Origin of the sequence: Gelidibacter sp. (assembly GCF_039916245.1) — a bacterium.
GTDB lineage: Bacteria > Bacteroidota > Bacteroidia > Flavobacteriales > Flavobacteriaceae > Gelidibacter.
Map to the genome: position 1 here is coordinate 1 of NZ_JBDSLS010000013.1, position 5498 is coordinate 5498.

Here is a 5498-nt window from a genome sequence, read left to right on the forward strand (position 1 = left end):
TCAATAAAATGATAAGCCAGAGTTCTGGGCGTTTAAAAATTTTAAATTCACTTGTAAATTTAGTTTCAGAAGATTTCTGAAGTAAAGGCATCCAAAATTTCACACTTAAAACGGCAAGGACACCAACAACTCCAACCATTAAGAAAGAAGCACTCCAATCAAAGTTTTTGCCTAAATAAGTTCCTAACGGAACTCCTAAAAGATTAGCGACGGTCAGTCCACTAAACATAATGGCGATGCCTTGGGCCTGTTTGCCTGGTTTGGACAACTTGCCAGCCATAACGGCTCCGATTCCAAAAAACGCACCATGAGGTAAGCCAGATAGAAAGCGCAATATCATAAATGAGTTATAGCCTGTGGCAAACGCTGATAAAGTATTAAAAACAGTAAACCATAACATGAGTACCAACAACACTTTATTGGCTGGCCATTTACTGCCGATTCCTGTAAGTATGGGAGCGCCAATAACCACACCTAAGGCATAAGCCGAGATAAAATGTCCTGCAACAGGGATACTAATGTCAAAAGCTTGGGCCACATCTGGTAAAATACCCATAATGACAAACTCGGTCAAGCCGATGCCAAATCCTCCAATGGCTAATGCTAGTAAGGCTTTGTTCATAAATAAGGTGTGTTTAATAGTTTAAAAAAAAGAAGTTGCAAATTTAAGGGTTAAGGAGCTCACGGACATCAGAATAAATGATAATAAAAAGTTAATTGATAAGACCTACAAATAGTTGCACCATTATTGCGGAATAATTAGAAATCTCTTTAGAAATATAACAAAATACCAATCTAGACTTTATGAAATCGAATCACAAAATACAGGATGGCCTAATGAATCACATTTATAAGAATCCTTTTAAAATCTGACTTTAACAGATGTTTTTATCCTAAATTATTCGATATTTGTAGTTCCCTTAAAAACTAAGATTTATGTCAATGAATAAAAACACAGTGTTGGCTTGGGCCACAACAATCATGATAATAGTTGGAATTGCCTTAATTTGCTTAGGTGCATTTAGGTACGACGATGTGGCCGGATATGGCTTTGGGGCAGTGGGCATCGGATTCTTTGCTATTGCTTGGGTATTTAATGCGCTAAAAGGGAGAGTGTAACGGTTTATAGTCTATAGTTATAGCACGGATCGAAAAATTTGAAGATTTGGAAGTTTGGCAACGTGCCCGGGAAATCTGTAAATTTGTAGAACATCTTTTTCAAACGACACCAATTTCCGAAAATTTTAGATTGAAAAACCAAATGGAAGGTAGTTCAGGATCAATAATGGACAATATTGCAGAAGGTTTTGATAGAGATGGAAGTAAAGAATTTCATAATTTTTTAAGTTATTCCAAAGGTTCAGCAAGTGAGTTGAAGTCTCAAGCATACAGAGCTTTTGATAAAGGCTATCTCTCCACCGAGCAATTTGAAAAACTAATCGAAATCGAAAAGAATAAACTAGGAGCTTTTATGTTCTATTTAAGAAACTCTGAATTTAGAGGACAAAAGTTTAAAAAGGATTAGTTTAATTCACATCTATCATTCCTTATCATCTGCGAAACCCAAACCACAAACTCCAAACAATAAACAACAAACAACAAACAAAACAACAATGAGCGACGATAAAAAAGTAATCTTCTCGATGAGAGGACTTACTAAGACTTTTAAAGGTGCCGATACACCTGTATTAAAAAACATTCATTTGAGCTTCTTTTATGGAGCTAAAATCGGGATTTTAGGACTTAACGGTTCTGGTAAATCCACACTTTTAAAAATTATTGCCGGACTTGATAAAAACTATCAAGGCGATGTGACATTCCTTCAGGATTATTCTGTAGGCTATTTGGAGCAAGAACCACAATTGGACGACAACAAAACCGTGATGGAAGTGGTTCGTGAAGGTGCTGCTGAAACGGTGGCTATTCTTGATGAATATAACAAAATCAACGAGATGTTTGGCTTGGAAGAAGTGTATTCTGATGCCGATAAAATGGAGAAGTTGATGAACCGTCAAGCGGAATTGCAAGATAAAATCGATGCCTCAAACGCTTGGGAATTGGATACCAAATTAGAAATCGCGATGGATGCCTTAAGAACTCCTGATGGCGACAAGAAAATTGGAGTGCTTTCTGGTGGGGAGCGTCGTCGTGTGGCCTTATGCCGATTATTATTGCAAGAACCAGATGTTTTGTTACTGGATGAGCCTACCAACCACTTGGACGCGGAGTCTGTACATTGGTTGGAGAATCATTTGGCACAATACAAAGGAACCATTATTGCGGTAACGCACGATAGATATTTCTTGGATAACGTAGCGGGTTGGATTTTAGAACTCGATAGAGGTGAAGGGATTCCTTGGAAAGGAAATTACTCGTCTTGGTTGGAGCAAAAATCGACACGAATGGCTCAGGAAAGCAAAGTCGCTTCCAAACGTCAAAAAACTTTGGAGCGTGAGTTGGATTGGGTACGTCAAGGTGCCAAAGGACGTCAAACTAAGCAAAAAGCACGTTTGAACAACTATGATAAACTGTTAAGTCAAGATCAAAAACAACTTGACGAAAAACTGGAAATCTATATTCCAAACGGACCTCGTTTAGGAACTAATGTTATTGATGCCGTTGGAGTCAGCAAAGGTTTTGACGATAAACTGCTTTATGAAGACTTAAATTTCAGTTTACCGCAAGCTGGAATTGTTGGAGTTATTGGTCCGAATGGTGCTGGTAAAACCACCATTTTCAAAATGATTATGGGTGAGGAAACACCAGACAAAGGCGAGTTTATAGTGGGAGAAACTGCGAAAATCGCTTATGTTGATCAAAAGCATTCCAATATTGATCCAGAAAAATCCATTTGGCAAAACTTCAGTGATGAGCAGGAATTGATATTGATGGGCGGAAGGCAAGTGAATTCTAGAGCGTATTTAAGCCGATTTAATTTCTCGGGAAGTGAACAGAACAAAAAAGTTAAACTGCTTTCTGGAGGAGAACGTAACCGTTTGCATTTAGCAATGACACTTAAGGAAGAAGGTAACGTATTACTTTTAGATGAGCCTACCAACGATTTGGATGTTAATACATTAAGAGCACTGGAGGAAGGTCTTGAGAATTTTGCAGGATGCGCCGTTGTGATTAGTCACGACAGATGGTTTTTGGACAGAATCTGTACGCATATTCTAGCGTTCGAAGGCGATTCGCAAGTGTATTTTTTTGAAGGTAGCTTTAGTGATTACGAAGAGAATAAGAAAAAACGTCTTGGTGGTGATTTGACCCCAAAGCGAATCAAGTATAAAAAATTAGTACGATAAGTAAGAAAAGCCGCTCGATGAGCGGCTTTTTTATATTTTAATTCCTAAGGATAATAGGTGTTTTGGAGTTCGTTATTAAAAATTGATTTTTTTATTCTATTTATTATCATATAAATGACCTTCCGTAAAGTCCTTATAGCCTTCGTTAACTTCTGCTTTGAAAGCATCACTTGCGGTCAATCGTTTGTTTTCAGCTTTTAATTTATACATTTTAATCACTGCCAATGCAATAAAAAACAAGAATACACCAGCGGTTATAAGTAAAACCATAGTAAGTTGTTCTGTGCTTACCGCCGATACGAGGGGCGTTTTATATGAGAATAAATGCATGTTTCAAGTATTTAGATTTGGTTGGCTAGTCAAATATACACTATTAATGTATTCGGTAACTGTTTCATACTAAAAAAGTTATGAATATTTTTGTTTTTCATCGACTATTTTCATCGACAAATCATCACTTATACCAGTCTAACTGCACGACTTCAATATCAGGGTTTTCTTTATTTACAGTGGATTTAAATTTCTCAACATCACTCATTCCGTCTTGACCTTTGTAATGATAAGGATATACTTTTTTAGGTTTGAATTCCAAAACAGCACTGGCAGCACTTTCTACAGTCATCGTATAAGGTAAATTCATGCATACAAAAGCGATATCAATATTTTTGAGATGCCGCATTTCTGGAGTGTCTTCCGTATCCCCCGAAATATAAACACGTTTATCGCCTAAAGTTAAAACATATCCGTTGCCCAGTCCTTTGGGATGGAATTTCAGGGCTTCTGGTCTTAAATTATACATGGGGATCGCTTCTATTGTAAAAGCTTTCAGTTTTTTTAGGTCGCCATTGTTCATGACCAACACTTCTTTAACGTTGAGCGCGGGTAGCTTATCTTTTACGGCTTGTGGTACAATGAGTGTAGTGGATGCCGAGACCAAGCTTTCCAAAGTTTTTATGTCAAAATGATCCGCATGAATATGGGTGATTAAAATGTACTCCGGCTTTTTCTGATCTAAATAGGGTTCAGCCCCACCCACAGGATCTACGTAAATCACATCGTCTTTATATTCTAATATCATGGAGGCATGCTGTATGGGAATGATCGTAATCTCTTCGGGATTTGGGGTTTCAGGTGTCATATTCGAAGTTTTTGAAGCCATTTCGACGGTTCCTTCTGTGTTGTTTTTACAGTTAAATAAGAGCAGTGAAAAAATTGAAGCGATAATAATTGTAGATTTCATAATTGTTAGCTTTTGCCTCTTAAAGATAGTGACTTTTGAAATATATTTAATCACTTGTAACAATTTAATAACAAAACCTACTTATAATTTTAAGAATAATAATTTTGAAAATGATTAATTTTAACGAAATTGCTACTCAGTAATAACTTGTTGAACACAAATAAACGCTACGATATGTCTGATGATTTTGATTTATTGGAAACCAATTCCAACGAAAAAACGGGTAAAGTGGATGTCAATTGGGGAAAGGCCATTGACACTATGAAGTCTAAATTGGCTCAGGAAGATGATCCACAATCCCGTCAGAAAATTCTGAACGCCACACTTGATGATGTGGTGCACATGGCTGAGAAGGACCGGACCACATTATTGGATGCCATCAAGGATCTTACCGATTATCAGGATGAAGTTGGTATTATGTTTGAAAAATTCTCATCTCTAAATGCCGATGAACAACGTGTCATCGACGATGCTCAGAAAGGGCTAGAACGCGCACGCATTGAATTAGAAGACGCGCGAAATAAACCAGATACATGGTGGAATAATCTTTGGGGACGTAAAAGCAAGATTAAACAAGAAGAGCAAGAGTTTAAAGAAGCCGAAAAAGTTAGAGCAGGTGCTGATAATCGCGCTAAAGCCATGTTCCAAGAGCGTATCGAAAGTGCTGATGTGCAAACCCTTTTAAGTGAACTATCTTATAAGAGTCAAGCCGCAGTGACTCGGTTAAAAAATAGGGAAGTTGAAATCAAAGAGGTTGAAGATAAACTTCAGGTTGCCATTGTTGAGGCCACTAAAAATCACATTCGTTCTTTAGAGAAGAAGAAAGAAGTAGAAGCAAAACTCGATGACAATTACGCCTTGTTAAGGCAAGCACGTCAAGAGTTAGAGGAGATCGTCGATAAACAGTCGTCCCAATATGCACAAGCCGTTGGAAAAGTGACCACCTTAGAACA

The 5498-nt window shown here is 37.5% G+C and carries 6 protein-coding genes and 1 pseudogene; 4 read left to right on the plus strand and 3 right to left on the minus strand.

Going from position 1 to position 5498, the window contains the following annotated elements:
* On the minus strand, window positions 1–622 hold a 622-nt coding region (locus ABIQ28_RS01035), incomplete at its 3' end, for an MFS transporter (RefSeq protein WP_348034894.1).
* Window positions 623–942: 320 nt separating this feature from the next.
* Here ABIQ28_RS01035 and ABIQ28_RS01040 point away from each other — a divergent pair.
* The 3 genes from ABIQ28_RS01040 (at window position 943) to ettA (ending at window position 3305) form a co-directional block, all read left to right on the plus strand.
* The gene (locus ABIQ28_RS01040; protein ID WP_348034895.1) at window positions 943–1119 is read left to right on the plus strand and encodes a CAL67264 family membrane protein; all 177 of its coding nucleotides are present in this window, start codon (window positions 943–945) and stop codon (window positions 1117–1119) included.
* 46 nt (window positions 1120–1165) lie between these two features.
* On the plus strand, window positions 1166–1525 hold the full coding sequence (locus ABIQ28_RS01045; RefSeq protein ID WP_348034896.1) for a four helix bundle protein: 360 nt from the start codon (window positions 1166–1168) through the stop codon (window positions 1523–1525).
* Between the two features lie 88 nt (window positions 1526–1613).
* Window positions 1614–3305, plus strand: a complete 1692-nt coding sequence (gene ettA / locus ABIQ28_RS01050) for an energy-dependent translational throttle protein EttA (protein ID WP_348034897.1) — start codon at window positions 1614–1616, stop codon at window positions 3303–3305.
* A gap of 96 nt (window positions 3306–3401) precedes the next feature.
* Here ettA and ABIQ28_RS01055 read toward each other — a convergent pair whose 3' ends face one another.
* Together ABIQ28_RS01055 and ABIQ28_RS01060 are read right to left on the minus strand one after the other, a co-directional pair.
* A complete protein-coding gene (locus ABIQ28_RS01055; protein ID WP_348034898.1) occupies window positions 3402–3635 on the minus strand; it encodes a hypothetical protein in 234 nt (77 codons plus the stop codon).
* 124 nt (window positions 3636–3759) lie between these two features.
* Window positions 3760–4545, minus strand: coding sequence for an MBL fold metallo-hydrolase (locus tag ABIQ28_RS01060; protein WP_348034899.1), 786 nt, complete (start codon window positions 4543–4545; stop codon window positions 3760–3762).
* A gap of 174 nt (window positions 4546–4719) precedes the next feature.
* On the opposite strand from ABIQ28_RS01060, the pseudogene ABIQ28_RS01065 reads away from it, so the two are divergent.
* Window positions 4720–5498 (plus strand): annotated as a pseudogene (locus ABIQ28_RS01065) (microtubule-binding protein); the annotation flags it as partial.

Bases quoted from the DNA above. Each gene is read 5' to 3' on its own strand.
- ABIQ28_RS01040 (WP_348034895.1), top strand. From the start codon at position 943: ATGAATAAAAACACAGTGTTGGCTTGGGCCACAACAATCATGATAATA.
- ettA (WP_348034897.1), top strand. From the start codon at position 1,614: ATGAGCGACGATAAAAAAGTAATCTTCTCGATGAGAGGACTTACTAAG.
- ABIQ28_RS01055 (WP_348034898.1), bottom strand. From the start codon at position 3,635: ATGCATTTATTCTCATATAAAACGCCCCTCGTATCGGCGGTAAGCACA.
- ABIQ28_RS01060 (WP_348034899.1), bottom strand. From the start codon at position 4,545: ATGAAATCTACAATTATTATCGCTTCAATTTTTTCACTGCTCTTATTT.